The organism is Solirubrobacter phytolaccae, from assembly GCF_027587195.1.
Classification (GTDB): domain Bacteria; phylum Actinomycetota; class Thermoleophilia; order Solirubrobacterales; family Solirubrobacteraceae; genus Solirubrobacter; species Solirubrobacter phytolaccae.
The window spans coordinates 14,784-39,711 of the sequence record NZ_JAPDDP010000015.1 but is presented as its reverse complement, the minus strand read 5'-3'; the positions used below and the strand labels follow the sequence as shown (position 1 = coordinate 39,711).

Genomic DNA, 24,928 nt, shown 5'->3' with positions numbered 1-24,928 from the left:
ATGACCGGATTCAGGTACGTCGCGGCCGCCGGGCTGCTCGCGCTCGCCGCTCCCGCGGCCGCGCAGGCCACAGGCCCGGCCTGCGGCGCCACGATCACGTCGGACACGCGCCTGCGCGGCGACCTCGTCGACTGCCCGGCCGACGGGCTCGTGATCGGCGCGGACAACGTCACGCTCGACCTCGGCCGGCGCACGGTCGACGGCACCGGCGCGGGCGTCGGCATCAGGCTCGCCGGGCATCGCGGCGTGAAGATCAAGGGCGGGACCGTGCGCGAGTTCGGCGTCGGCCTCGCGCTCGACGGCGCCGACGGCAACCGCGTGAGCGGGGTGACCGTGACCGGGATCGCCGGGCGCGGGATCGATCTGGTGAACGGCAGCGACGGCAACGACTTCACCGCCGTGAGCTCGACCGGCAACCGCACCGGGTTCGCGGTCACCGCCTCGACGGGCAACCGGCTCCGGCTCAGCAACCTCAGCGACAACGCGGTCACCGGCGTGCTCGTGTTCGGCTCCGCGAAGACGAAGGTCCAGGGCAACCGCGTGGTGAACAACGCGGGCAACGGGATCGCGTTCGTCGAGGGCTCGACCGGCAACGAGGCGTCCGCGAACGTCGTCCAGGGGTCGGTCACGAGCCTGTGGATCGACACGTCCGACCGCAACCTGCTCACGCTCAACAAGGTCTCCGGCGGCGGTGACGGCGTGCTCGTGGCCGGGGCCGGCAACGTCGTCGCCGGCAACGTGATCGACCGCTCGGTCGGCGGCTGCGAGGGCTGCTTCGGCTACGGGATCGGCGTCACGGCGGGCACGGGCAACGTGGTCAAGGCGAACCTGGTCACGCGGTCGGCGGGGCCGTTCGAGATCTTCGCCGAGCCGGGAACGGTGGTCGGCGGCGGCGAGAACCGCGCGGCGCGCTGCGCGAACGTCAGCTGCCGGAGCGGGAAGCCACGGCCGCAGGGCGCAGAGCGAACGCCTCGGCCAGATGGGCATAGGAACGGCGCCGGGCCTCGTGGTCATAGGTGATCGTGACCACGATCACCTCCTGCGCGCCGTACTCGGCGGCGACCGCCTCGATGCCCGCCTTGACCTGATCGGGCGTGCCGACGAGCGCGCGGCGGCCCTGCGTCTTGCGCTTGTCGGCTTCATCCAGCTGCTCGAGGAAGCGGGTGGCGGTCTCCGGCGGCGGGACCTCGATCAGCCGGCCCTTGCGGAGCATCGCGAACGCCATCTTGCTCGAGGTGGCGAGGTGGACGGCCTCTTCCTCGGTGTCGGCGGCCAGCGCCCACACGGCGACGGCGGTGCGCGGAGCGTCGAGCCGCACGCCCTCCTTGAACTGCTTCGCGTACAGCTGGGCGATGTCGGCGCCCTTGGGGTTGATGAAGTCCGCGAACGCGTAGGGGAGGCCCAGGTCCGCCGCCCACACGGCGGACTGCGGTGAGGAGCCGAGCAGCCACGGCTCGGGCCGTTCGGGCCGGCCGGGCAGGACCTTCTGCAGGCGCGCGAGCGGGCTCGAGACCTTGACGGTCCCCTCGAAGTAGGCGAGCAGCTCGTCCAGCTGCTGCGGGAAGTCGTCGGGGAGCGCATGGGTGCGGTCGCGCTGGAGCGCGTGCGTGGTCATCGGGTCGGTCCCGGCGGCGCGGCCGAGCCCGAGGTCGATCCGGCCGGGGTACAGGCCCGCGAGGACGCTGAACGTCTCCGCGACCTTGAACGGGCTGTAGTGCGGGAGCATCACGCCGCCGCTGCCGACGCGGATGCTCTCCGTGGCCGCGGCGATCGGGCCGATCAGCGCTTCAGGACTCGGGCCGGCGAGCATCGGGCCGCCGTGATGCTCGGCGACCCAGTAGCGGTGATAGCCGAGCTGATCGGTCAGGCGCGCGAGGTCGAGCGTGTTCTGCAGCGCCTGCGACCCGGTCGTCCCTTCCGCGATCGGCGATTGATCGAGGACGCTGAGCAGCATGCGATCCAGGATAGGGTCCGGCCGCATGGGAGCGAGAGAGCTGCGCACGCTGGTCGAGGGCGGGTCCTTCTTCGAGGGCCCGCGCTGGCACGAAGGACGCTGGTGGGTGTCGGACTTCTACACCCACACGGTGCGGGCGATCGACCCGGAGACCGGGGCGGAGGAGGTGATCCTCGAGGTGCCCGGCCAGCCGTCCGGGCTCGGCTGGCTGCCCGACGGGTCGCTGATCGTCAACTCGATGACCGACCACCGGCTGCTGCGGCGGACCGTCGACGGCGCGGTGTCCGTCCACGCCGACGTCACCGAGTACTGCGGCGGGCACCTGAATGACCTGATCGTCGACGGGGAAGGCCGGGCCTATGCCGGCAACTTCGGCTTCGACCTGATGAACATGGCCCACCCCGAGCCGACGTCGCTCGTGCGCGTCGACCCCGACGGCACGGTGCACCGCGAGGGCGAGCACCTGTGGTTCCCGAACGCGATGATGATCTCCGGGAACCTGCTGATCGTCGCCGAGACGTTCGGCGGCGGCTTCACCGAGTTCACGATCGAGCCCGACGGGTCCCTCATCGACCAGCGCATCTGGGGCCAGGTCGCCCCGCGCGTGGCGCCCGGCAGCGTCGAGGAGATGCTCCCGAACCTCGGCTACGCGCCCGACGGCTGCACCCTGGACGCCGCCGGCCACATCTGGGCCGCGGACGGGCTCGGCGGCCCGACGTGCCGGATCGCGCCCGGCGGCGACATCGTCGACGAGATCGAGCTGCCCGAAGGCCTTGCCGTGTTCGCCTGCCAGCTCGGCGGCCACGACGGCCGCGAGCTGCTGCTGTGCGCCGCGCCCGACTTCCTCGAAGTCAGCCGTCGTGACGCCCGCGAGGCCGTCCTGCTCACCACCACCGTGGAGGTTTCCGCTCATGCTCACGCTTGACCGCGCCCAGGCGCTCATCACCGCCGGCATCGAAGAGGCCCGCAGCCAGGGGTTGAACCTGGCCTTCGCGGTCGTCGACCCGGCCGGCCATCTGGTCGCCTCCGCCCGCATGGACGGCGCGCCCTGGATCGCTCCGGAAGTGGCGCTGGGCAAGGCCTGGACCGCCGCCGCCTATGGCGCTCCGAGCGCCGCCCAGGGCGAGAAGATGGCCTCGCTGCACGCGTTCTCGGCCTCGATCTCCGTCGCCACCGGTGGCCGCTACACGCCGCAGATCGGCGGGCTGCCGATCACCGACGGCGGCTCGGTCATCGGGGCGATCGGCGCGAGCGGCGGCACCGGCCAGCAGGACGAGGACGTGGTCCGCGCGGCGATCGGCTGATTCAGAACGCCAGGATGCCGTCCTCGTCCTGGAGCGTGCCGGTTGGACCGTCGCCGTTGAGCGTCGCCAGGCGCACGACGACGCGCGCGCTCTCCTCGACCGGCCGGCCGATGCCGAACGCGGCGGTCATGTCGGTGGCGGTCGTGCCCGGCTCCAGCGCGTTGAACTTGATGTCAGGGTGCGCCTTGGCGTACTGAATCGTGAGCATCGTGGCCGCCGCCTTGGACGCCGCGTAGAGCGCCAGCGGCATGCCCGACTCCGGTCGCTCGGGGTTGTTCACCGCCCAGAACGACCCCATGCTGCTGGAGATCGTGACGACGTTGGGGTGCGCGGAGCGCCGCAGCAGCGGCAGCGCGGCCTCGGTGACGCGGACGATGCCGACCGCGTTGGTGTCGAACGCCTGCTGCGCCGCGGCGCCGCTCAGCTCGGTGTGCAGGACGCCCGCGTTGTGGACGAGCACGTCGAGGCGGCCCTCGGCGGCTTCGATCGTGCTCAGCGCGCGGGTCACCGAGTCCTCGTCGGTCACGTCGAGCTGCACGAAGCGCGCTCCGTCGAGCGCGGCGGCGGCGGTCTCCCCGCGTTCGACGTCACGCGCGCCGATGTAGACGGTGTGTCCCAGCTCCAGGAGCTGGGAGGCGGTCTCGTAGCCGATGCCCTTGTTGGCACCGGTGATCAGGGTCACGGTCATATCGGGACACGCTAAGAACGGTGGTGGCGCGTAGCCAGAGCCCCGTTCAGCCTGGGGTGTGACAGGACCCCCTCTAATCCGTCGTAAGCGACCTATCCTGGATTTCGTGAGCCAGTCAGCGAATGTCCTCGGGGAGTTCCTGCGCGCCCGGCGCGAGCTGGTCACGCCGCAGCAGGCCGGGATCCCCGACGGCGGCGTGCGGCGCGTGCCCGGCCTGCGGCGCGAGGAGGTCGCGATGCTCGCCGGCATCAGCGCCGACTACTACCTGCGGCTGGAACGGGGCCGCGATCGCAACCCGTCCGTGCAGGTGCTGGAGTCGATCGCGCGCGTCCTGCAGCTCGACGACGAGCACCTCGCGCACCTGCTGACGCTGGTCGCCGGGGTGCCGCGTCCGCGCAAGCGCCGCCCGCGTAAGGAAACCGTGCCGGCCGGCGCGCGCAAGTTCATGGAGTCCCTCGAGCAGCCCGCGTTCATAGAGGGCCGCTACTTCGACATCCTCGCCGCCAACCACGCCGCGCGGGTGCTCTCCCCGGCGCTGGCCGCGGGTGGCAACCAGCTGCGGAGCCTCTTCTTGGACCCCGCCGAACAGGCGCTGCACCCGGAGTGGGAGCGCGTCACCGAGTGCTTCGTCGCGAACCTGCGCCAGGCCGTCGGCAACGACATCGACGACCCGCGCTTCATCGAGCTCACCGGCGAGCTGTCCCTCGGCAGCCCGCGCTTCCGCCAGCTCTGGGCGCGGCACGAGGTCCGCGGGCAGTTCGGCTCGCCGATCCGGCTCGACCACCCGCAGGTGGGCGAGCTGACGCTCAACCGGGAGCGCCTGGCGATCAGCGGCGCCGAGGGCCAGATGCTCGTCGTCTATCACCCGGACGCCGGCTCCAGTGCCGCAGACAAGCTGGCGCTGCTCGCCTCCGCCTCCCTGCCGACCGCGGATCAGGCCTTGACCACGCGGTAGCGCAGGTGGGTGACGCGGTCGCCCTGGATCGACTTGATCGGTCCCTCCAGGACGAACGGGCCGTTGCCGAGCCGGCCGAAGAACGGCGTGCCGCCGCCGAGGATGACCGGGACGAGGTCCAGCTCGACCTCGTCCAGCAGGCCGAGGTCGAGGGCTTGAGAGGCGATCGTGCCGCCGTTGAGGCCGACGTTCTTGCCGTTCGCCTTGGTCTTGGCGAGCTCGATCGCGTCCTCGAGGGTGCCGGTGCAGAAGGACATCCACTCGCCGTCCTGCTCCCAGCCGTCCGGCACGGAGTGGGTGAGGACGACGCACGGGATGCCGAGCGTGTGCTTGCCACCCCAGCCGTTGGTGATGTCGAACAGGTGCCGGCCGACGACGAAGCAGCCGGTGGTCGCGACGATCTCGCGCATGATCTCCGCGCTCGCCTCGGTCACGTTGATCGCGATGCTCGAGCTCGTCGTCTTGAACTCGACGTCGCCGTTCTCGTACCACTGGAAGAGGTGCTCGAAGCCGGACTCGGCGGGGCCGGCGATGAAGCCGTCGAGCGAGACGCTGGCGCCGGTGGTGATCTTGGTCATGGTGGCTAGAACGATCCTCGGGTCAGCAACTCATCGGTGGACGTCGAATCCGAGGACGCGGCCGTAGAACGCGAGCTCCGCTTCGGCGGCGCGGCGGAGGCTGTCGGCCTTGCGGAAGCCGTGCTGCTCGCCCGAGAAGACGATGTACTCGTGGTCGATGCCGTTGCGCTCGAGCGCGGCGACGATCACCTCCGACTGGGCGGGCGGGACGACCTTGTCCTCGTCGCCCTGGAGCACGATCACCGGCACGCGGATCTTGTCGGCGTGCGTGAGCGGCGAGCGCTCGGTCCAGGCGGCCTCATCGAACGGGCCGATCAGGTAGTCGAAGTAGCGCGACTCGAACTTGTGCGTGTCGTCGACGAACGCGGTCAGCTCGGCCACGCCGTAGTAGTCGGCGCCGCAGGCGAACACGTCCGGGTACTGCGTCAGCGCGCACAGGACGGTCCAGCCGCCCGCGCTTCCGCCGGTGATCGTCATGCGGGCGCCGTCGACCTCGCCGGACTGCGCGAGGTGGCGGGCGCAGTTGACCGCGTCGTCGGTGTCGACGATGCCCCACGTCCCGCGCAGGCGGTCGCGGTACTCGCGCCCGTAGCCCGTGCTGCCGCCGTAGTTGACGTCGACGACCGCGATCCCGCGGCTCGTGAAGAACTGGATCTCCGGGCGCAGGATCGAGGAGACGTGCGCGGTCGGCCCGCCGTGGATGCGGACGACGAGCGGCGGGCGCTCGTCCGGCGGGCCCTCGTACTCGGGGTGGTGCGGGGGATAGAAGATCGCGTGCGCGGTCTTGCCGCCGGTGGTCGGGAACTCGAGCGCGCGCGGCACGGACACGTACGGCTCCGGGACGAGCTCGTCGGCGTCCGGGCTCAGCGTCTCCAGCCCGCCGTCGTCCACGTCGAGCGCGTAGACGCGCAGGGAGCGAGTGGGGGAGGCGCCGACGAACAGCGCGCGCCGCCCGTCCGCGGTGAGGTCGACGATCCGCGTGCAGTCGAGCGCGATGTCCCGCAGCGTGCCGTCGCGCTCGACCACCGCGAGGTGATCCGCGCCGGCGCTGAAGTAGGTCAGCACGATCCGGCCGTCGTCGAGGAAGTCGTAGTAGGACTCGCCGAACACCCAAAGTGGCCCGCCGACCTCGGCCTCCAGGGCGGTGACGACCGTGCCACTTTCGCGGTAGAGGTTCCACCAGCCCGTGCGGTCGGAGCTGTAGTGGAGCACTCCGTCAGGGCTCCAGGCCGGTTGCACGATGGCCTCATCGGCCCCGCCGGCGACGAGCCGCTTCTTAAAGAGGGACAGTCCCTCTTTAAGTTCGGCGACGTGGAGCTCGGTGCCCTCCCACGGCATCCGGGGGTGGTCCCAGACGAGCCAGGCCAAGCGAGACCCGTCGGGTGAGATGCGGGGCGAGGAGTAGAAGTCGTGGCCCTCGGCGAGCACGACCGGCGGCGCCGACCCGTCGGTCGGGAACGCGACGAGGTCGTTGATGTGCTCCGGGTCGCCGTCGCGCTCACGCACGCAGATCAGCGTGCGGCCGTCCGGCGTGACCTGCAGGTCGGCGTAGCGCACACCGTGCTTGTGCGGCGGTGCGGGCGTGAGCGGGACCGGCACGCCGTCGCGCGTCGCGTAGACGCGCTGGTCGGCGTCGTCGCAGAAGTACACCGTGCCGGCGTGGACGGTGTAGGCGCCGCCGCCGTACTCGTGGACCCGGGTGCGGGCGCTCGCGCCGGCGGGGATCGCGTCGACGCCGTCGGCGACGACCACGTCGCGGCCGTCCTCGTGCGAGCGGGCTTCGATCCAGTAGAGCGCGCCGTGGTCGGCGACCAGGCCCGAGTAGGGCCAGCCGGGGTCGCGAGCGACGACCTCGCCGCTGATGGGAGAAGGCCAGGAGCCGTACGGAGCTTCCATGCGGCCCACCGTAAGGGGTCCGGTCGGCGCGCGTAAGTTCGAACGGGTTCGAACTCGATCCGTCCGCCTGATGCAGGCGCGCGCCAGGCCGGCCAGGATGGGCGGCGTGTCCCCCTCCATCGCCGCCGCCGGACCGTCGCCGCTCCTAGGCGTTTCCCCGCGCCCCGCGCGGTCCGGCGGCGGCGCGCGCGATACTGCCGTCGTGGCTTCCCGAGTGACCAGCACGACGTTCGTCGGCCGCGCGCCGGAGCTCACCGAGCTGCGGGCGGGCCTCACCGAAGCGCTCAACGGCCGGCCCGGGCTCGCGTTCGTCGCGGGCGAGTCGGGCCTCGGCAAGACGCGCCTGCTGAGCGAGCTCGAGCGGGTCGCGCGCGAGGACGGCGTGCGCGTGATCGGCGGCGACTGCGTGGAGCTGGGCGAGGGCGAGCTGCCCTACGCGCCGCTCGTCGGCGCGTTGCGGCCACTCGCGCGCTCCGGGCACGAGGCGTTCGGGCAGCTCTCGGAGCCTGCCCGCGCCGCGCTCGCCCAGATCCTCCCCGGGCTCGGCCGCGCGGAGGGCCGCGTCGACGACGAGGCGACCGCCCAGGCACGCCTGTTCGACGGCCTGCTCGAGCTGCTGGAGCTGCTCGCGGGCGACGAAGGTCTGCTGCTGACGATCGAGGACCTGCACTGGGCCGACCGCTCCACGCGGGCGTTCCTGGTCTACCTGGCCTCGTCGCTGTGCCGCGAGAAGGTGCTCGTCGTCACCACGTACCGCCCGGACGAGCTGCATCGCCGGCACCCGCTGCGGCCGCTGCTGGCCGAGCTGGAGCGTGACTCGCGCGCCCGCCGCGTCGAGCTGCGGCCGCTGACGCGCGAGGAGCTGGCCGCGCAGCTGAGCGACATCCTCGGCGCCGCGCCGCGCGCCGACCTGCTCGAGCGCCTGTTCGCCCGCTCGGAGGGCAACCCGCTGTTCGCCGAGGAGCTGCTCGCCGCCGGGATCGACGGGCGTGGCTCGCTCCCGCCGACGCTGCGCGACGCGCTGATGCTGCGGATCGAGCGGCTCTCGCCGGACGCGCAGGAGCTGCTGCGGGTGATCGCGGCCGGGCGGCGACTGGACCACGAGCTGCTCGTCGAGGCCTCCGGGGTCGATCCCCGCGTGCCCGTGCGTGAAGCGGTCGCGGCGCAGCTCGTGGTGGCGGACGAGGAGGGCTTCTACAGCTTCCGGCACGCGCTGCTGCGGGAAGTGGTCGTCGACGACCTGCTGCCGGGCGAGCGCGCCGCGCTGCACCTCGCGCTCGCGCGGGCGATGGAGAAGCGCGCCGAAGGGCTGCCGGGCGCGCACCTCGCGGCGGGCATCGCGCACCACTACCTGCAGTCGGGCGACCAGCCCGCGGCGTTGGTCGCCTCGGTCCGGGCCGCGCAGGCCGCCGAGGCGGTCCACGCGAACGGCGAGGCGGCCGCGCTCTACTCGCGCGCGCTCCAGCTGTGGGACCGGGTGGCGGACGCGGAGTCGCTCGCCGGCCTCGATCACGTGCAGCTGCTCCGCAACGCCGCGTGGTCGACCGGGCGCGAGCACGAGCCGGGCCGCGCGGAGTCCTACCTGCGCGCCGCGCTGAACGAGCTCGGCGACTCCGACCCCGAGCGCACCGCCGACCTGCTCGAGCTGGTCGCGCGCGAGCAGTTCAACCAGGGCCGCTCCGCCGCGGCCGCGGAGACGCGCCGCACCGCGCTCGACCTGCTGCCCGACGCGCCGTCGCCGATGCGCGCCACGCTGCTCGCCAGCACGGCCAAGGAGCTGATGCTCGAGTCCCGCCACGAGGAAGCGGTCGAGGCCGCCGACTGCGCGATCGAGGTCGCCCGCGCGGCGGGCGAGCTCGTGTCGGAGCTGCGGGCGCTGGACGCCAAGGGCGTCGCGCTGTTCGGCCTCGGGCGGTTCGAGGAGGGCGAGGTGTCGCTGCGCGAGGCGCTGGAACGAGCGCGCAACGCCGACCTGCTCTACAAGCTGAGCGTCCACGTCAACCTGGCCGACTCGCTGACCGTCGCCGGCCGGCTGGGCGAGGCGCGTGCGGTCGCCGACGAGGGCCACGAGCTGGCCGCCAAGCGCGGCGTGCCGCGCCGATGGCTCGCGCTGCTGCGGGCGGAGCTCGCGTTCGAGGCGGGGGAGTGGGCGGTGGCCGAGGCCGCCCTGCCGACCCCCGCTCGGCCCGCGATGGGCACGACCTTCATCAACGACGCGCTGCGGCGGATCGAGCTGGCGCTCGGGCGCGGCGACCACGAGACGGCGCGCACGCTGCTCGACCAGGCCGAGGACGTGGCCGCGGACACGCGCGAGCCGCAGTGGATCGGGCCGCTCGGCGCGCTGCGGGCGGAGCTGGAACGCCGCGCGGGTGACCTCGACGCCGCCGTGGCCGCGATCGACAACGCGCTCGACCGGCTCGACTTCTGCTCCCAGGACGTGCCCCGGATGGCGCGCGTGGCCGCGTCCGGCGTGCGCGTGCACGCCGACGCCGCCGTGCGCGCACGGGATCTCGGCGAGGATCCGTCGCTCGCGATCGCGATGGCGGAAGGCCTGCTCGCGCGGGTCGAGGCGTGCGCTGAGGGCGAACGGCCCGTCGAGGCGGCGTTCCTGCTGCTGGCGGAGGCGGAGCTCGCTCGCGCCCGTGGGGACGAGGACCCGGAGCTGTGGACCGCGGCCACCGAGGCGTGGGTCGCGCTGGGTCGGCCTTACCGTGCCGCGCAGGCCCGGCGCCGCCGTGCGGAGGCGCTGCTCGCCGCCGGCGAACGCGAAGCCGCCACGGCGGCCGCCGCCGAAGCCCTGGCCTCGGCTTCGGCGATCGGCGCCGCGTGGCTGTCCTCGGAGATCGAGGGCTTCGCGCTGCGCGCCCGCCTGCGGATGGATGACCCGGACGAGCCTTCGCCGCCATCCGCGCCGACTGCCACGGATGACGGCGAAGACCCGTTCGGGCTCACACCGCGAGAGCGGCAGGTACTCGCCCTGCTCGCCGACGGACGCACGAACCGAGAGATCGGCAACGCGCTGTATATGGCCGAGAAGACCGCGAGCGTCCACGTCTCGCGGATCCTTTCGAAGCTCGACGTGCGCTCACGCACGGAGGCCGCGGCGGTCGCCCACCGCGTTGGGCTGGTCTAGGGATAAAGGCGCTGTAGCGCGCCTAGAGCCTTCGCCGTTCCCGTGGTGCCGACGTAGATCGAGAACAACGTCGCGGTGATCAGGGGTTCCCGCATAGGAAGCATTGTGGGGGAACGTTCTCCGAACCAACATGGTCTCGCGGTCCAAACCGCACTCGACCGCTAGTCGATCTCCACGGTGAGCTCGGCGGCCCCGTTGCCGCCGGAGCCGACCCGCCCGTTGCGGATCTGCGCGTCGAGCAGGAGCTGGCCGTAGCCCTTGCGCCGGAACTGGGCGGCGGCGGCCCGGGTGACGCGCATCTTGACGGTGCGCTCCTTTCCGGCCGGGACGCTGAAGCGCCCGCGGGCGATGATCTTGGGGCCGCCCTCGAAGACGCGGGCGACGAGGGTGCCGCGGCAGACGTCGCGCGGCGCGGTCACGCATCCGACCGGGGCCTGGATCGTGCGTCCGCGGAGCTTGCTGGGGCCCGGGATGCCGTAGAGCCACGCCTCGGTCGTCGGGCAGGGGTTCTTGCCGCCGGGAGCGGCGGGGGTGAGCGGGATTGCGGCGGAGCGGATGCAGCCGTTGGCGATCCACGCGAACCCGGCCGGGTCGGCCGCGAAGCCGGGCAGGATGCGTGTCGGCAGGCCGAGCGGCGTCCGTGCGCCGTCGGCGCCGAGGAGGACCGGCTGCCGGACCGGATTGCCCTCGATCGCGGTGATGGCGTTTCCCGCGAACCGGGCGCGGGTGAGCCCACGCGAGTTGGGGATGAGCTGCGGCGCCACGCCAGGCGCGGCGAGGGTGACGCCGGCACCGGTGGAGACGAGCACGCGACCGTCCGGGGCGAGGTCGGCGTCCAGCTCCCAGTCGGAGTCGAGCGGGATCGCGACCTGCTCGGTGCCGGTGGCGAGGTCGACGACCGCGAGCCGGGTGGGGGCCTGCAGGTAGGCGAGTGCCCGTTCACCCGCGAGCGCGAGCGGGGCGCGCGTGCCGTTCGCCCACGCGATCGGGACCAGGCCGAACGTTGGGTGGAGCAGGAACGCGCGGGCCTCGTCCTGGTCCTCGTCGTCGCTGCCTTCGCCGTCGCCGGTCGCGGTCGGCTTGGCTTCGAGGATCAGGACCCGGTCGCCGTCGGCGTCGACGAGCAGCGGCTCCCACTCCTCGCGCTCGGGCAGTGAGCGGACGACCGCGAGCGGGCCCGCGGGCGGGCCGGCGTAGACCCGGTAGGGCCCGTCCTCGATCTCGGCGATCAGCGCCACGCGTTCCGCGGAGGCCGTCATCTCCCGGGCGGGGTCGGACGCCAGCTGCCCGCGGCGCACGGTCAGCAGCGACCGTGCCGGTCCGCCGTTGCGCGGCTGCGCGACCAGCTGCAACCCGTCGTCGCGCTCGCGGAGCGTGATCAGCTCCGGCCCGGCGAACGCGAGGCCGGCGGCGTCGACGTCGTCGCGAACCGGGATCGCCGCAGCCCCCGCTCGCGGTGCGGCGGCGAGGACCAGCAGCGCGCAGAGCGCCGCGGCGTACGTGTGGGAACGGCGCGACGAATATCGTGCGGTCATGGCCACGCACTACTTCCCCACGGATCAGGTCCATTACACGTGGGACGCGAGCAATGAGCCGATCCTGACGATCGCCGACGGCGACACCGTCGTCTTCGAGACCCGTGACGTGTCCGACAACCAGATCGGCCCGGACTCGGACGTGAGCGTGATCGCGACGCTCGACTGGGACCGCGTCTACCCGCTCGCCGGCCCGGTCTACGTGGAGGGCGCCGAGCCGGGGGACACGCTCGCGATCGAGATCCTCGACATCCACACCAAGGGCTGGGGCTGGACCGCGATCCTGCCCGGCCTCGGGCTGCTGGCCGACGACTTCACCGAGCCCTACCTGCGCATCTTCGACCTCACCGAGGGCGACGTCACCCACTTCCGCGACGACATCACCGTCCCGCTGGACCCCTTCATGGGCACGATGGGCGTCTGCCCGGCCGGCGCGAGCGGCACCCCGATCATGCCGCCCGGCGTGTTCGGCGGGAACATGGACACCCGCCAGCTCGTCCGCGGCACGACGCTCTACCTGCCGATCCAGGAGCGCGGCGCCCTCTTCTCCACCGGCGACGCCCACGGCTGCCAGGGCGACGGCGAGATCTGCGTCACCGGCCTCGAAGCCCCGATGTACGCGACCATGCGCTTCGCCGTCCAGAAGCGCTCGATCCCGGCGCCCCAGTGGCGCACGGCCCCGGGCCCGCTCACGCCCGCCGTCGACGAGGGCACGTTCTTCGCGACCACCGGCGTCGGCCCGGACCTCTACGCGAACGCCCAGAACGCGACCCGCGCGATGATCGACTACCTCGTGACCGAAAAGGACCTCTCCCGCGAGGACGCCTACCTGCTGTGCTCGCTGGTCGTCGACCTGAAGATCTCCGAGATCGTCGACGCGGGCCAGTTCGTCGTGTCCGCCGTCCTGCCGGAGGCGATCTTCCCGATCGAGCTGCTCTAGGGGGAGAGTTTCCGCCCGCGCCGCCTATTGGTCGACATGAGGAAGTCGATCAAGATGGCGGCGCTCGCGTTGGCGCTGGCGACGACGGGCGAGGCCACCGCCTCCGCCGACACGATCACGGTGTCAGCACCGGACCCGACGGAGGAGGTTCCCGTCACGATCTCCGTGAGCTGGGCCGGAGCGCCCGAACAACTGTTTCGATGACGATCAAGCCCGGCTCGATGGGGTGCGGGGCGACGTTCCTCGACGACCTCGAGATCTCCGGGAGCACCTGGATCATGTTCACCGCCGGCAACGGTGCCGCGACCGGGACAGCGACCGAGGAAGAGACGTTCAAGGAGCCCGGAACGCACACGTTGTGCGCCTATCTGCAGACCCGCTACGACGCGCCGTCGGCCTCTGCGGCCTCGGGTCCGGTGACGCTCAACATCCGGCAGGCGCACGCGAGCGTCGGCATCGCGACGCCGCCACACGTCTCGGCGGGCCAACGATTCGGGATCAACCTTCCGGTCACCGCTGAGCTCGCGAGACGCGTCTACTTGACGGTCAAACCGGCCGGCGGACGCGGCTGTGAACCGGCGTACTCGCTCGACGCTCCGAACTCGGACGACGTCTTCTGGGACGACGTCCAAGGCACCCGGACCATTGCCGTCGAGCGCACCGCGACGACGACTTCCGGCAGCTATCTCCTATGCGCGTACGTGCAGGAGAACTCGGACGACCTCGAACCCGAGGCGACGGCCTCGGCGACGTTCATCGTCGGGCCCGACCCGTGCGTGGCCGCGAAGTCGACACTCGCGAAAGCCCAGAAGACGATGAGGCTCGCCGACGCGGCCGTCAAGCGCTTCCGCAAGCTCGTCAAGCGCAAGCCGAAGACCTATCGGCAAAGCTACAAGACCGCGGTGCGCACGCGGGCGAACGCGCGCAAGCAGCCAGGCCGCGCGGGCCGGCGTGAAGACGGCCTGTTAGAGCGCGGCCTGCAGGACGCGCTTGGCGATCGGGGCGGCTGAAGTGCCGCCCTGGCCCGCCTTGGGGAGCATCACGGCGACCGCGACCTTGGGGTTCGAGGCCGGGGCGAAGGCGACGAACCAGGCCGTGGTGTTGGCGGCGTTCTGGGCGATGTCGGCCGTGGAGACGAGCTCGGCCGTGCCGGTCTTGCCGGCGACGGTGACGCCCGGGATGGCGGCGGCGCGGCCGGTGCCGGACTGGACGACGGCGACCATCATGTCGCGGACCTGGCCGGCGACCTTGGCGCTCACGACGCGCTTGCGGACGCGCTTGGTGCCGGAGAGGTGGGGCTTCACGCGGACGCCCTTGTTGGCGATCGTGGCGGCGACCGAGGCCATCTGGAGCGGCGTCGCGTTGTCGGTGTTCTGGCCGATGGCGGCCGAGCCGACGGCGATCGCGTCCTTCAACTCCTTGACCGTCGGGATCGTGGAGACCTTCGCGGCGGGGATGTCGGGCTGCTCCATGAAGCCGAACTTCTTGGCGATGTCGTACATCCGCTTCGCGCCGACCTTCGCGCCCAAAGGCCCGAAGACGCTGTTGCAGGAGTGCGCGAAGGAGTTGGTGAGCGAGCCGCCGCAGACCTCGTCGCTCGCGTTGCGGAGCTTGGCGCCGCTCAAGGTCGCGTAGGTGCGCTCGGGGTAGCTCGACCCCATCGTCGCCTTCTTGTACTGCAGCGCGGCGGCGGCGGTGATGATCTTGAAGGACGAACCGGGCGGCTGGGGCGCGGACACCGCGAGCCCCGCCAGCGCCAGGACCGAGCCGTCGGACGGCTTGATGACGGCGATGCCGCCGAGCGACTCGCCCAACGCGTCGTTCGCGGTCCGCTGCAGGCCGAGCCGGATCGTCGTGGTGACCGACTTGCCCTTCGTGCCCTTCACGCGCGAGATCACACGGTCGCCGAAGCGCAGCGTCGAGGAGCGCTTGCCGGACAGCCGCTCGTCGTAGATCCGGTTCAGGCCGGTCGGCTTCTCGCCCACGGTGCCCGCGATCGAGGCGCCCAGAGGATCCGAGTCCAGCAGCTTGCCGCCCGCGGCGTAGATGTTCCCGCGGGTCGGCGCGGCGCCGGACTTGCGGGTCACGTCCTCGCCCTCCTTCAGGCCGGGGAGTCTCAAAGCGGGCGTCCAGGCCACGTGGCCGACGCCCTCCTTGTCCTCGGAGGCGGAGAACTCGATCTCGCCCCGGATCGGCCCGAAGTCGTCGGTCTGCACCGTCACCGGCACCCGGACCTTGCCGCCGCTGAGCAGCGGCCCGACACGGCCGGGGGCGATCTTCTCGGTCGTCGCGGCCTCGTTGGCGCGCTTGTAGTCGGCGAGGAACGAGATCCGCGGGTTGGCGGCCTGGCTCTTGGCGTCCACGAGCCGGTACATCGCCTCGTAGTCGCCGCGCTTCCACGCCTCCACGTACGCGACGACCGCGGGCCGGCGCTCGTCGTTGTCCAGCTGCGCGCGGACCAGCGCGTACCCGCCGAACCCGACCGCGGCGACTGCAACCAGCGCCACGAAGAGGATGCTCAAGGACGGCCCGCGGCGGCGCCGGCGGCGGGCACTCTTGGGCGGCGACAGGAACAGGGAACCGGCTCGGGGCGAGTACCCGAGTCCCCCTGAACGACGTCGACGACGGCGGGCCACCATGTCCCTTTCTAGCGGGTCGGCCGGACCGTTTACCCTCAGCGGATGAGCACCGCCGCCTACGAGGCCGAGTATCAGCGCCTCGTCGAGCCGCACCGGCGGGAGCTTCACGCGCACTGCTACCGGATGCTGGGCTCCGTGCAGGACGCGGAGGACGCGCTGCAAGAAGCGTTGCTGCGCGCCTGGAAGGCCTTCGATCGCTTCGAGGGTCGCGCGCAGCCGAAGACGTGGCTGTACCGGATCGCGACCAACACGTGCCTCGATGCGATCGCCCGCCGCAAGGGCAAGCGCGAGCTGCCGATCGACCGCGGGCCGGACGAGCCGCCGCTGACCGAGACGGTCTGGCTCGAGCCGTACCCGGACGCCCCGGACGCGACCTACGAGCAACGAGAGAGCGTCGAGCTCGCCTTCATCGCCGCGCTCCAGCACCTCCCGGCCACGCAGCGCGCCGTGCTGATCCTGCGCGAGGTGCTCGGCTTCAGCGCGAAGGAGGTCGCGGAGATCTGCGACACCACGCCGGCGTCCGTGAACAGCGCGATGCAGCGGGCGCGGGCGGCCGTCGACGAGCGGCTCCCGAGCCAATCCCAGCAGGCGACGCTCCAGGCCCTGGGCGACGACGCGATCACGGCCATCGTCGAGCGCTACGTCGAGGCCTGGAACCGCGGCGACGTCGACGCCGTCGTCGCGATGCTCGCCGAGGACGCCACGTTCAGCATGCCGCCGCTCACCCAGTGGTTCCGCGGCCACGAGCCTATCCGCGCGTTCCTGCCGACCGGCCCGCTGTCGATCCCACGCATCTTCGTCCCGACGCGCGCGAACGGCCAGCCCGCGTTCGGCACCTACAAGCTGATCGACGGCGAGTGGCAGCGCAACGCGATCCACGTGATCACGCTGGACTCCCGCGGCCACATCACGGACGCCGTGGCCTTCCTGGACGAAGACCTCTTCACGTACTTCGGATTGGACGACGAACCCTCGCCTAGCGGCTCGCGTTCGTGAGGAGTTCTCGCCTGGCGGCTCGGACTCCAGCGCCGGGCGGCACATACGTGGAAGTCCGATTGACGGACCGCGTACCATTGATCCAGATGAGGCGAGTAGCCCGCTCCGTCGCCCTGTAAGACCTGGCCATACATGCCGGGAGGGCGGCGGGTGTCCCCGTCAAGCACGTTCCCGGAGCTCTACGAACCATGGCCATCTCGCCTCCCGCGCCGCTCGTCGGCGCCCCCCTGTCGGACCGTCTCGCCGCCACGCAGTCCTCGCCCGTGCGCGAGCTGCTGCAGATCGCGATGCGGCCGGAGATCATCTCGCTCGCCGGCGGCCTGCCCGCGCCGGACACGTTCGACGTGCCCGGCCTGCGCGCCGCGTTCGACGAGGTTCTTTCCGGCCCGGACGCGATCCGCGCGCTGCAGTACTCGACCACCGAGGGCGACCCGGGCTTACGCGACCGCCTGGCGGCGTTCATGTCCAAGCGCGGGCTCCCGGTCGCCGGCGACGACCTGCTGATCACGACCGGCTCCCAGCAGGCGCTCGGCCTGATCGCGAGCGCGCTGCTCAACCAGGGCGACGTCGTGCTCGTCGAGGACCCGACCTACCTGGCCGCGCTGCAGGCGTTCCAGCTCGCCGACTTACGCGCGGTCGCCGTGCCGTCGGACGAGCATGGCCCGGACCCGGAGGCGCTGCTGGAGATCGCGCGCCGCGAGGGCGCGAAGGTCGCCTACCTGATCCCGACCTTCCAGAACCCGACCGGCCGGACGATGCCCGCCGAGCGCCGCGCCGCGATCGCGGAGGCCGCCGCGCAGGCCGGGCTGTGGCTGGTGGAGGACGACCCGTACAGCGCGCTGCGCCTGGAGGGCGAGCACCAGGACCTGCTCGCCGCCCACGCGCCGGAGCGCACGATCGTCATCCAGACGCTGTCGAAGGTGCTCTCGCCGGGCCTGCGGATCGGCTACGTGCGGGCGCCCCGGGCGCTGCGCGGGCCGCTGGCCGTGGCCAAGCAGGCGGCGGACCTGCACACGTCGACGGTCAATCAGCTCGCCGCGGAGCGCTGGCTGGCGACCCACGACCTGAGCGACCACATCGCCGCGCTCGCCGCGCATTACCGCCCGCGCCGCGACGCGCTCCTGGAAGGGCTGCGCACGCACCTCCCGGAAGGTTCGAAGCTGACCGAGCCCGAGGGCGGCCTGTTCATCTGGGTCGAGCTGCCGGACGGCCACGACGCCGAGGCGATCCTCCCGCGCGCGCTGGACCGCGGCGTGGCGTTCGTCCCCGGCAAGTACTTCTACGCGGGCGAGGCGCCGCGCGGGACGTTGCGCGTCTCCTTCGCCACCGCCACGCCGGACGAGCTGCGCGAGGGCGCCGCCCGTCTCGGAGCGGCCTGCCGGGGGTAGGGACAGGGCATGGAGCGCCCACGTCCCGACATGAACCGCGTCCGAGAAGCCATGCGCGACCACGACGACCGCGTCGACGACGACCCGGTGGAGCCGTCCGAGGACGACCGCGAAGCGGCCGAGACGGACGACCCGGACGCGGAATGAACACACCACTTTCGGGGCACTCACCTGTCATGAGCACTCCTCCGATGCGAATGCAGATCACGACGCGCGCGCCGCTGGCCCTGCCGTCGCTGGTCGTCGGGATCGTCGCCATCCTGCTGCTCTTCACCTTCTCCGCGCTGTTCGGCATGCTCGCCGGGATCGGCGCCGCGATGATGGGCGGGATCGCCTGGTCGGACACCAGGAGCCACGGCTACCAGGGCCACGGGTTCGCGGTCGCGGGCATCATCCTCGGCGCCTGCGCGGTGGCGCTCGGCATCCTCGGCATGGTCGCGATCAACCTCTGACGCTTCACCCGATCGGCATGAGGCGGGCTCACCCGTCTCGTGCCGACACTGCGGCATGTCCACGATCGCGCCGCGTCTCTCGGACGAGCAGCTGTCGACGCTGCTCGACCTGATCAAGCAGGCGGACAGCGTCGAGCTCAAGCTCACGATCGACGAGCCGCACCAGCAGTCGGCGCTCCACGGCCTGCGCCTGGACCCGCTCGACGCGCAGATCCGCCAGGTCTTCTTCTTCGAAACCCCCGACCTCGCGCTCAGCCAGGCGGGACTGGTGGTGCGCGCCCGGCGCGTGCAGGGCAAGGGCGACGACAGCGTCGTCAAGCTGCGTCCGGTCGTGCCGGACGAGCTGCCGCGCAAGGTCCGCGAGTCACCGAGCTTCGTCGTCGAGGTCGACGCGATGCCGGGCGGGTTCGTCTGCTCGGGCACGATGAAGCGCGCGATCCCCCGCGCGTGCGTCCGCGACGTGCAGGCCGGCGCGCGCGCCACGCGCAAGCTGTTTTCGAAGGAGCAGCGCGCGTTCTTCGCCGACCACGCGCCCGACGGGCTCGAGCTCGACGACCTGACGATGATGGGCCCGGTGTTCGTCCTCAAGCTGCGGATGACGCCGCCCGAGTTCGCCCGCCGGCTCGTGACCGAGGTGTGGTTCTACCCCGACGGCACGCGGATCCTCGAGCTCTCGACCAAATGCGCACCGCCAGAAGCGTTCACGGTCGTAGCGGAGACGCGGGCGTTCCTGGCCGGCTGCGGGATCGACACCTCGGGCGAGCAGCAGACCAAGACGCGCCAGGCGCTCGAGTTCTTCAGCCGCAACTGACTACGGTTCTCGGCATGCCGGAGCAGCGCGCGCCGCTGGCCATCCCGGCGCTGGTCGCGGGCGTGCTCGCGCTGGCGCTGGCGATCTTCCTCGGCCCGGCGCTCGTCCTCGCCGCGGGCCTGTCCGCCGCGCTGATGGGCGGACAGGCCTGGCACGACACGCGCCTGCACGGCTACCACGGCGAGCAGCTGGCGATCGCGGGAGCCCTGCTCGGGCTCGGCGCGATCGTGATCAGCATGCTCGTGTGGTTGGGTTGACTACGGGTTGTTCGTCGCCAGCGTGAACGTCACCGTCTTGCTGTAGGTGCCGGTCCGGAGCGGGTCGGTCGCCTTGATCAGCTGCTTGAACGTGATGTTCACGTCCTCGTTGGAGGCGGGGCCGGTCCACACGCTCTTGGCCAGCTCGATGCGCAGCGGCTCCGCGAGGGAGAACGCGCCGTTGGTCAGGTGGCCGGGATCGCTGTAGGAGAGCGTGGCGTCACCGGCGGTGGTGAGCACGGTCGCCTTCGTGATCGCCGAGTACTCGCGCGCCACGCCCGGGACGAACGTCGGGAACGTCGCGGGAGCGCCGAGCGAGAGCGACAGCACGGCCGGCACGGTGCCGCCGACCGGGGTGGTCGCGACGACGACCACGTTGTAGGTGACCGACTTCGTGGTCGTGTTGCCGGCCGCGTCCTTCGCCGTGACGACGATGGTGTGCGGGCCGATGGCGTCGGGGCCGGTCGTCAGCGCCTCGCCATTGAGGATCGGACGCCCGCTGTCGGACGCGAAGCACGAGACGAGCGTGTTGTCGTCGTCGCAGCTGAACGCGACCGTGGCCGGCGTGCCGACCGGGATCTTCGCGCCGTCGAGCGGCGTGGAGATCGTGATCGTCGGCGCGTTCGGGTCGACGACGCCGTTGAGCAGGAGACCCGCGCCGCGGTCACGGTTGGCCGTGGTCGGGCCCGTGTCGAGCCCCGGGACGCCGACGGCGACGACGTTCACGCCCGTGCCGGTGATGTCACCGAGGCCGGCGACGCTCCAGCCGGCCTGGTCGCCCCACTTGAAGCTGCCGCCGCCGTTGATGGTCGCGCCCTTCGTGCCGAGCGTGGCCAGCGCGACGTTGGCGGGCGTCTTGGAGCCGTACACGGCGTAGGCCGCGCCGATCGACTCCTGCGGGATCGCCGGGCGGTCCGCGCCCGGCGCGCCGAGGATGATCTCGCCGAGGCCGTCACCGTTGAGGTCGCCGCTCGTGGCGACCGCCCAGCCGGCGCCGTCCTGGGACTTGGCGCCGTCGATCCGGTACGAGCCGGCGGGCAGCGCGGCCAGCGTGTGGCTCGCGGCGGGCTTGAGCACGTACGCCGAGCCGGCCATCAGGCCGCTCGCGGGGTTGTGGAACGGGACGCCGATCACGAGCTCGGCCTTCTTGTCGCCGTCGACGTCGCCGGCGGCCAGCGACCAGCCGGACTGGTCGTCGGCGTCACCGTCGAAGCGGTACGCGATGCCGGTCGTGCCGCCCTTGACGACGAACGTCGAGCCCGCGGCGTCCTTGGCGCCGATCGCGCCGACCGCGACGTCGCTCTTGCCGTCGCCGTCGAAGTCGCCCGCGGCGACCGACCAGCCCGTGCGCGCGCCGGCCGACTCGCCGTCGAGGCGGAAGCCGTCGTAGCTGCCGCCGAGGTCGGTGTTGGCCTGGTCGGCCTTGCCGTAGACGACGTAGGCCGCGCCCGCGTCCTTCTTGGCGCCCGGCTGGGCGCCGATCGCGCCGAGGATGTAGTCGCGGCGGCCGTCGCCGTTGACGTCGCCGGTGGCGACGGAGTAGCCCGTGCGGTCGCCCGCGGCGGCGCCGTCGATCCGGAAGCCCGCCGTGTTGCTGGCGAGGTCGATCTCGGTCGTGGAGGCGCGGCCGTAGACGACGTGCGCGCCGCCCGCGCTGATGCGCGAGGAGGGGTCGCTCCACGGCGTGCCGAGCAGCAGGTCGCCCTTGCCGTCGTTGTTGACGTCACCCGCGGGCGCGAGTGACCAGCCGAGGTGGTCACCGGCGAGCGCACCCTCGATGCGGACGCCGTTGGCGCCGAGCGCGCCGAGGTTCACGTTGGTGGGGGAGGCCTTGCCGTACACCACGTACACGGCGCCGCCCTGCGTGCGGGTCGGGCTGTCGCCGTTGACCATCCACACGGCCAGCGCGACGTCGTTGATGCCGTCGCCGTTGAAGTCTCCCGCGGAGGCGATCTTGTCGCCCAGCTTGGCGTTGGCGGCCAGGCCGTCCACGCGCAGGTTCGCCTCGGTGAGCAGGTCCACGGGCCCACCGGTGGCGAGGGTTCCCGCGAAGGCTGCCGGCGCGAGCATCGCGCTCACAGCAGCCGCTGCGCCGGCGCTGGCAAACGCGCGCCGTCGTCTTGTGTTCAACACTCCGAATCCCTCTCTTGGGCTGATTCACTGACCGATCAGCCCGTCCCCACGCCAACTATGGCGTCTAGTACTACGCAGCGTCGTAGAACTGGACCATCGGGGGAACCCGAACGGTCTGGAGAACCACATGAGAGCCAGGGCGTAGGTAGCGTGGGTCGTCTGTGAGCACCGCCCGTCCCGTCGAGCTCGCATCCAGTTCACATCGGATGAAAGACACAGGAACGTGCGAAAGACCACCCTTGCGGTGCTCGCCGTCGCCGTGCTCGGGGCCACAGCCCCAGCCACGGCGCACGCGGCAGACCCGGACACCACGGCGCTGAGAGACGGCGTCACGCGTGGCGAGATCCTCCGTTACGCGCAGCGCCTGCAGTCGATCGGCCTGGCGAACGAGAACAATCGCCTGACCGCTTCGGCCGGCAACCTCGAGAGCATCGACTACGTCATCTCCGAGCTGCGCGACCTCGGCTACAACCCGACGCTGACGCCCTATGCGAACACGGCGTCGCCGAACACCTGGGCCGAGCGCACCCCGCCGGTGCTCGAGCGGACCCTGGCCGACGGCACCACCAAGACCTACGTGAACGCCCTCAACCTGACGGGCGACTTCTCCCAGATGACCTGGGGCCACACCGGTGACCTCACCGCCCAGGTGATCCCGGCCAACCGGATCACGGTCCCGCCGGTCGGCACGGCTGACGGCACCCGCGCCGGCTGCGCGATGAGCGACTTCCCGGCGGCTGTGAAGGACAACATCGCGCTGGTCCAGCGCGGCGGCTGCACGTTCCTGGAGAAGGCGATCAACGCCCGCGCCAACGGCGCCAAGGCCGTCTTCATCATGAACGAGGGCCAGGCCCCGCTGCGCACCGCGCCGGGCACGACCACCAACGGCACGACGTTCACGCGCGTCGTCGGCCAGACCTACCCGGGCCTGATGGCCGCGACGCTCTCCTACGCCACCGGCAAGGAGTTCTACGACGCCGCCCAGGCCGGCACCCCGCTGACGGTCCACTTCAAGACCGACAACAACATCAACCAGCGGATCGACTACGACATCATCACCGAGACCACCACCGGTGACCCGAACCGGATCCTGATGGTCGGCGCCCACATCGACGGCGTCGCCGCCGGCCCGGGCATCAACGACGACGGCTCCGGCACGGCGATGAACCTCACGATCGCCAGCCAGCTCAAGAAGCTCGGAATCCAGACCAAGTACCGGATCCGCTTCGGCTGGTTCTCCGGCGAGGAGCAGGGCCTCTACGGCTCCCAGTTCTACGCCAACCAGCTCAACACGCTGGAGACGTCCAAGTTCGCGGGCATGCTCGACTACGACATGATCGCCTCGACGAACTACATCCCGTTCGTCTACACCGACGGCGCCACGGTGCCCAGCGCCGAGACCATCCTCGGCGGCCTCCACATCGACTACCTCAAGCAGAAGTTCGGCATCGACTCGACGCCGTACATCTTCGACAACCGCTCCGACTACGCGGGCTTCCGCACCCGCGGCATCCCGGCGACCGGCCTCTACACGGGCGCCGAGACGGTCAAGACCGCGGACCACGTCGCCAAGTACGGCGGCCAGGTCGGCATCCAGGCCGATCCTTGCTACCACGAGTGGTGCGACACGATCTTCAACCTGAGCGAGTTCGGCATGGACAACTTCGCGGACGTGCTCGCGCACGCCGTGGGCTCGTTCGGCGGCATCGGTCAGGACGCGATCGAGCTGCCGGTGCGAACGGACAACTAGGGTTCGCTTCTAAGGGACGAACAACGGCCATCGAGGGGGGAAGGGAGCGGCAGCGCCACTCGCGCTGCGGTGAACATCGCCCCTCGGGCTCCGCGCGGCGGGGAAGAATCGCCGTGCAGGCCTACCGTCAAGTTACGGTCATCGAAGATCGTCCCTCGGCCGTCCCGCTTGGGCTCGGCGTGATCGATTTCCGGTCGACGAACGGGCGCGGGGAGGGGGTGTGGTCGGAAACTCCCGCTATGCGGGAGTTTGTGACCACACCCCTTTGTTCGGAGCGCGGTCGTGCGCGACCTTGGTCGACCGGACGTGTAGCGGACGAAAGCAACCACAACCGCTCCTCGCGATCTCCGGTGCCCGTAACTTGACGGTATCCCGGCACGCGGGCACGAGGGAAGAACCGCGCGGAGCCCGAGCGAGCGCCCACCGAAGCCAGCGCGGGCGGCGCTGCAGCTCCCTTCCCCCTCGATGGCCGTTGTTCGTGCGAACTACGCGGCCAAAAGGCCGAGCTCATCGGCCCGGCGCACCGCTTCAGCGCGATTCCGCACACCGAGCTTGCGGAAGATCGAGGAAGCGTGCTGCTTCACCGTGTTCGGTGAGAGGCCCAGCTGCGTGGCGATGACCGGGTTCGTCGCGCCCGCCGCGAACGCGAACAGCACGTCCCGTTCACGCGGGGAGACCGAGCCCGTGTCGCTCTCGACGCGCTGCTCAATCGTCCCGTCCTCACGCAGGGCGAGCGTCGGGATGCCGGGCAGGCGCAGGTCAGGGGTGCCGGCCAGGACCAGCTGCGGATCAAGACGCTCGGCCATGGCACGCGCGTCTTCGAGGGTCCGCGCGCCCGCGCAGGCCTCGACCCACGGGCGGCCGTGCAGCGCGAGCAGGACGCCGGCGCGGCGCACGTCCACCGGGTCGGCGACGAGTACTCGCAAGGGGTCCAGGGGCGGCGTGAACGGCTCGCGGCGGTCGGCGACGATGCCCAGGCGGCGCGCGGCGTGGACGGCGCCGGCGCGGTTGCGGGCGCCGAGCTTGTCGTAGATGCCGAGCATGTGGTGCTTGACGGTGCCGGGCGCGAGGAACATCTCCGCGCCGATCTCGGCGTTGGTCAGGCCGGCGCCGACCAGGCGCAGGATCTCGCGCTCGCGTGGCGTGAAGCGGGTGCCGCCGCCGGCGGCGACGGGGCGCGGCTCGGGCATCCCGCCGCGGGCGAGCGTGCGCACGGCGGCGAGGAGGTCGCGGGCCGGGAGGTCGCGGGAGATCACGCCGAACGCGCCGGCGGACCGGGCGGTGCGCAGCGAGACGTCGTCCCAGCGGGACGTGAGCAGCGCGGTGCGGGCGCCCGTCGCGGCCACGCGCTCGCACATCGGCAAGCCGAGACCGACGTCGACCAGCGCCAGGTCGTAACCGCCCTGCGGCTCGTGGGCGAGCGTGCATCGCTCGATCCACGGCACGCGCGTCAGCAGCCAGCGCAACCCGTTGCCCAGCACCTCATGACCTTCGACCACCAGGACCCGCACGCAGCGTG

At 71.7% G+C, this 24,928-nt stretch carries 23 protein-coding genes; 15 read left to right on the top strand and 8 right to left on the bottom strand.

From position 1 onward, the window contains the following. Window positions 1–1,020 carry a NosD domain-containing protein gene (locus OJ997_RS10390; RefSeq protein ID WP_270025020.1) on the top strand — a complete coding sequence of 340 codons (1,020 nt, stop codon included), beginning with the start codon at window positions 1–3 and terminating at the stop codon, window positions 1,018–1,020. On the opposite strand, the gene OJ997_RS10385 is transcribed toward OJ997_RS10390, so the two are convergent. Then, window positions 923–1,954: an LLM class flavin-dependent oxidoreductase gene (locus tag OJ997_RS10385; protein WP_270025019.1), complete on the bottom strand. Its 1,032-nt coding sequence runs from the start codon at window positions 1,952–1,954 to the stop codon at window positions 923–925. The genes OJ997_RS10390 and OJ997_RS10385 overlap by 98 nt on opposite strands. A 25-nt stretch (window positions 1,955–1,979) precedes the next feature. On the opposite strand from OJ997_RS10385, the gene OJ997_RS10380 reads away from it, so the two are divergent. Beyond that, on the top strand, window positions 1,980–2,879 hold the full coding sequence (locus tag OJ997_RS10380; protein WP_270025018.1) for an SMP-30/gluconolactonase/LRE family protein: 900 nt from the start codon (window positions 1,980–1,982) through the stop codon (window positions 2,877–2,879). Next, window positions 2,866–3,258, top strand: a complete 393-nt coding sequence (locus OJ997_RS10375) for a GlcG/HbpS family heme-binding protein (protein ID WP_270025017.1) — start codon at window positions 2,866–2,868, stop codon at window positions 3,256–3,258. Before OJ997_RS10380 ends, OJ997_RS10375 begins: the two co-directional genes overlap by 14 nt. A gap of 1 nt (window position 3,259) precedes the next feature. On the opposite strand, the gene OJ997_RS10370 is transcribed toward OJ997_RS10375, so the two are convergent. Next, a complete protein-coding gene (locus tag OJ997_RS10370) occupies window positions 3,260–3,946 on the bottom strand; it encodes an SDR family NAD(P)-dependent oxidoreductase (protein WP_270025016.1) in 687 nt (228 codons plus the stop codon). Between the two features lie 106 nt (window positions 3,947–4,052). Here OJ997_RS10370 and OJ997_RS10365 point away from each other — a divergent pair, with 106 nt between their 5' ends. Beyond that, window positions 4,053–4,901: a helix-turn-helix domain-containing protein gene (locus OJ997_RS10365; RefSeq protein ID WP_270025015.1), complete on the top strand. Its 849-nt coding sequence runs from the start codon at window positions 4,053–4,055 to the stop codon at window positions 4,899–4,901. Here the strand turns inward: OJ997_RS10365 and OJ997_RS10360 are convergent. Both OJ997_RS10360 and OJ997_RS10355 read right to left on the bottom strand, forming a co-directional pair. Continuing rightward, window positions 4,880–5,479, bottom strand: a complete 600-nt coding sequence (locus tag OJ997_RS10360; RefSeq protein WP_270025014.1) for a dihydrofolate reductase family protein — start codon at window positions 5,477–5,479, stop codon at window positions 4,880–4,882. The genes OJ997_RS10365 and OJ997_RS10360 overlap by 22 nt on opposite strands. A 30-nt stretch (window positions 5,480–5,509) precedes the next feature. Continuing rightward, window positions 5,510–7,375, bottom strand: coding sequence for a S9 family peptidase (locus tag OJ997_RS10355; RefSeq protein ID WP_270025013.1), 1,866 nt, complete (start codon window positions 7,373–7,375; stop codon window positions 5,510–5,512). Between the two features lie 202 nt (window positions 7,376–7,577). On the opposite strand from OJ997_RS10355, the gene OJ997_RS10350 reads away from it, so the two are divergent. Beyond that, entirely contained in the window at window positions 7,578–10,508 is a 2,931-nt protein-coding gene (locus tag OJ997_RS10350) for a helix-turn-helix transcriptional regulator (protein ID WP_270025012.1), read from the top strand. 161 nt (window positions 10,509–10,669) lie between these two features. Here OJ997_RS10350 and OJ997_RS10345 read toward each other — a convergent pair whose 3' ends face one another. After that, window positions 10,670–12,043 carry a hypothetical protein gene (locus OJ997_RS10345; protein ID WP_270025011.1) on the bottom strand — a complete coding sequence of 458 codons (1,374 nt, stop codon included), beginning with the start codon at window positions 12,041–12,043 and terminating at the stop codon, window positions 10,670–10,672. Here OJ997_RS10345 and OJ997_RS10340 point away from each other — a divergent pair. The 3 genes from OJ997_RS10340 to OJ997_RS10330 are packed head-to-tail and all read left to right on the top strand — an operon-like array spanning window position 12,042 to window position 13,993. After that, window positions 12,042–12,983: an acetamidase/formamidase family protein gene (locus OJ997_RS10340; RefSeq protein ID WP_270025010.1), complete on the top strand. Its 942-nt coding sequence runs from the start codon at window positions 12,042–12,044 to the stop codon at window positions 12,981–12,983. The two genes, OJ997_RS10345 and OJ997_RS10340, sit on opposite strands and share 2 nt — an antisense overlap. A gap of 36 nt (window positions 12,984–13,019) precedes the next feature. Beyond that, on the top strand, window positions 13,020–13,187 hold the full coding sequence (locus OJ997_RS10335) for a hypothetical protein (protein WP_270025009.1): 168 nt from the start codon (window positions 13,020–13,022) through the stop codon (window positions 13,185–13,187). Beyond that, the gene (locus tag OJ997_RS10330) at window positions 13,184–13,993 is read left to right on the top strand and encodes a hypothetical protein (RefSeq protein WP_270025008.1); all 810 of its coding nucleotides are present in this window, start codon (window positions 13,184–13,186) and stop codon (window positions 13,991–13,993) included. The genes OJ997_RS10335 and OJ997_RS10330 overlap by 4 nt, the downstream gene beginning before the upstream one ends. Here OJ997_RS10330 and OJ997_RS10325 read toward each other — a convergent pair. Beyond that, a complete protein-coding gene (locus tag OJ997_RS10325; RefSeq protein WP_270025007.1) occupies window positions 13,949–15,490 on the bottom strand; it encodes a peptidoglycan D,D-transpeptidase FtsI family protein in 1,542 nt (513 codons plus the stop codon). The genes OJ997_RS10330 and OJ997_RS10325 overlap by 45 nt on opposite strands. Before the next feature lie 174 nt (window positions 15,491–15,664). On the opposite strand from OJ997_RS10325, the gene OJ997_RS10320 reads away from it, so the two are divergent. From OJ997_RS10320 to OJ997_RS10295, 6 genes are all read left to right on the top strand, one after another. Next, window positions 15,665–16,618, top strand: a complete 954-nt coding sequence (locus OJ997_RS10320; protein WP_270025006.1) for a sigma-70 family RNA polymerase sigma factor — start codon at window positions 15,665–15,667, stop codon at window positions 16,616–16,618. 188 nt (window positions 16,619–16,806) lie between these two features. Continuing rightward, window positions 16,807–18,006, top strand: coding sequence for an aminotransferase-like domain-containing protein (locus OJ997_RS10315; protein WP_270025005.1), 1,200 nt, complete (start codon window positions 16,807–16,809; stop codon window positions 18,004–18,006). Between the two features lie 9 nt (window positions 18,007–18,015). Then, window positions 18,016–18,153: a hypothetical protein gene (locus tag OJ997_RS10310; RefSeq protein ID WP_270025004.1), complete on the top strand. Its 138-nt coding sequence runs from the start codon at window positions 18,016–18,018 to the stop codon at window positions 18,151–18,153. Between the two features lie 44 nt (window positions 18,154–18,197). After that, window positions 18,198–18,458, top strand: coding sequence for a hypothetical protein (locus tag OJ997_RS10305; RefSeq protein WP_270025003.1), 261 nt, complete (start codon window positions 18,198–18,200; stop codon window positions 18,456–18,458). Window positions 18,459–18,513: 55 nt separating this feature from the next. Beyond that, the gene (locus OJ997_RS10300) at window positions 18,514–19,269 is read left to right on the top strand and encodes a hypothetical protein (RefSeq protein ID WP_270025002.1); all 756 of its coding nucleotides are present in this window, start codon (window positions 18,514–18,516) and stop codon (window positions 19,267–19,269) included. A gap of 14 nt (window positions 19,270–19,283) precedes the next feature. Further along, complete coding sequence (locus OJ997_RS10295; protein WP_270025001.1) at window positions 19,284–19,526, top strand: hypothetical protein; 243 nt, start codon at window positions 19,284–19,286, stop codon at window positions 19,524–19,526. Here the strand turns inward: OJ997_RS10295 and OJ997_RS10290 are convergent, their stop codons facing one another. Continuing rightward, window positions 19,527–21,596, bottom strand: a complete 2,070-nt coding sequence (locus OJ997_RS10290) for an FG-GAP-like repeat-containing protein (protein WP_270025000.1) — start codon at window positions 21,594–21,596, stop codon at window positions 19,527–19,529. A gap of 286 nt (window positions 21,597–21,882) precedes the next feature. Between OJ997_RS10290 and OJ997_RS10285 the strand changes: the two genes are divergently transcribed. Continuing rightward, window positions 21,883–23,409, top strand: coding sequence for a M28 family peptidase (locus OJ997_RS10285; protein ID WP_270024999.1), 1,527 nt, complete (start codon window positions 21,883–21,885; stop codon window positions 23,407–23,409). A gap of 485 nt (window positions 23,410–23,894) precedes the next feature. On the opposite strand, the gene OJ997_RS10280 is transcribed toward OJ997_RS10285, so the two are convergent. Further along, window positions 23,895–24,920, bottom strand: a complete 1,026-nt coding sequence (locus tag OJ997_RS10280; RefSeq protein WP_270024998.1) for a response regulator transcription factor — start codon at window positions 24,918–24,920, stop codon at window positions 23,895–23,897. Between the last annotated feature and the right edge of the window lie 8 nt (window positions 24,921–24,928).